Consider the following 586-nt stretch of genomic DNA (forward strand, 5'->3'; position numbering starts at 1 on the left):
TGCGAACGTCGTGGCCACACGAAACGATCCTGCTCCAGCCGTTTCATTAGCAGCCAGAAGCCGGTGCGGTCATAGATCAACAGCTTGATACGGTCACAGCGGCGGTTGTGAAACACGTAGGCGGCACCTGCAAACGGATCAAGCCCCATCGATTGCTCGACCAGCACCGCCAAGCCGTTGATGCTCTTGCGGAAATCGATGGCTTCGCGATGCAGGTACACCTTCAGATCAGCGTCAAGGCGAAACATCGCAGCGGCCCAGTGTTTCAATGACGGTCGTGATCAAGGCAGCATCACCGCTGGCGCATTCAAACTCGAAAGTGACGCCGTTGGGCATTTGCGCTCGAAAGCGCGACGGCGGCATGTCCAGCCCTGTCGCCGATGAAATGGCCGTTGCGGTCGGCCGCATCGACGCGCGCTCGTCCTGCACCGTGGGAAGGGAGCTGCCCAGCTTCACTGCCACGAAGGCCGACAGCGGCGCTGCATCTGGCGCGGCCGGCACGTCCGGGGCCAATTGGTAAGCCACTACCCATTTGCGCAGCAGGTTGGCATTGACGCCGTGCTTGAGCGCCATGCCCGCTAGCGAG

General features: G+C 61.4%; 2 protein-coding genes. Both read right to left on the bottom strand.

What is annotated here, in order from left to right; all coding sequences use genetic code 11:
* Nucleotides 1–248 (bottom strand): IS66 family insertion sequence element accessory protein TnpB (gene tnpB / locus ACP7DD_RS26615; RefSeq protein ID WP_426178417.1); only part of this gene is annotated, 248 nt, incomplete at its 3' end.
* Nucleotides 235–586, bottom strand: a 352-nt coding sequence (locus ACP7DD_RS26620; RefSeq protein WP_426178419.1) for an IS66-like element accessory protein TnpA, incomplete at its 5' end; no start/stop codon positions are given. The genes ACP7DD_RS26620 and tnpB, both read right to left, overlap by 14 nt.

Source organism: Massilia sp. TWR1-2-2 (assembly GCF_049897565.1).
Classification (GTDB): domain Bacteria; phylum Pseudomonadota; class Gammaproteobacteria; order Burkholderiales; family Burkholderiaceae_D; genus JAFCUW01.